This is a genomic window from Pseudomonas sp. Sample_14 (assembly GCF_004307515.1).
GTDB lineage: Bacteria > Pseudomonadota > Gammaproteobacteria > Pseudomonadales > Pseudomonadaceae > Aquipseudomonas > Aquipseudomonas atacamensis.
Window position 1 is genome coordinate 1 of record NZ_RCOC01000003.1, and the last position, 780, is coordinate 780.

Sequence of the window (780 nt, forward strand, 5' to 3'; positions counted from 1 at the left end):
GCCTGGCACCTTGCAACCGGGCCCATAACGGAGCACTGCCATGAGCCAGCCGCTGGATGAAAACCGCATTCTTGCCCTGAGCCCTCCCTTCATACAGGGTAAGGTCGACTTGCAGACGCCGGAGAACTATCACGGAGGCATATCGCTGGATACCGTCAAGGACGATATGCGGGTTTTCGTAGATCCGTGGATAAGCATGGCACTGAAAGACGAATGCCAAATGTCTTATGACGGCGTCATTGTCGGAACGATACCGGTCGATGAAAACAATCTGAATAAACGGCTGGAATTCAAAATCCCCAGGGCTCAGGTCACCAATGGCGCAGCACTCGTCTTTTACACGGTGAAACGCTTGGGTCAGGAGCCAGTGAGCTCCGAGCCGGTGTTGCGTATGTGGGTCCAGCTCACACGGCCAGGCGGCCTGGATCGCGACAGCGAGGACGGCCATTCCGGCCTGCTCTACACGCTGAGCCCTGATCCGTCTCAAGGCGTGGATGCGGAAATGGCCCGGCGGGAAATCCGCATGCTCATCGTCCCTTATGACAACATCGCCGTCTTCGACACCATTCGTTGTGGTTGGGGAGATCAGGTGGTGACGTACTACCCGGTCACCAGAGAGCAGATCGAAGATCCGGTCAACAATCCGATCATCGTCACCTTCACCGAAAAAGTCATCAGAGACCAAGGCAACGGCAGGAACGTCGAAGTGCGCTATCAGGTCTTCGACCGGGTTAATAATTTCCCGGTTCCAGAGGCGCCGTGGTCGAAAGTCACCTATGT

General features: G+C 56.0%; 1 pseudogene. It reads left to right on the forward strand.

What is annotated here, in order from left to right:
• Window positions 1–40 precede the first annotated feature (40 nt).
• Window positions 41–780 (forward strand): annotated as a pseudogene (locus D8U61_RS00485) (hypothetical protein); the annotation flags it as partial.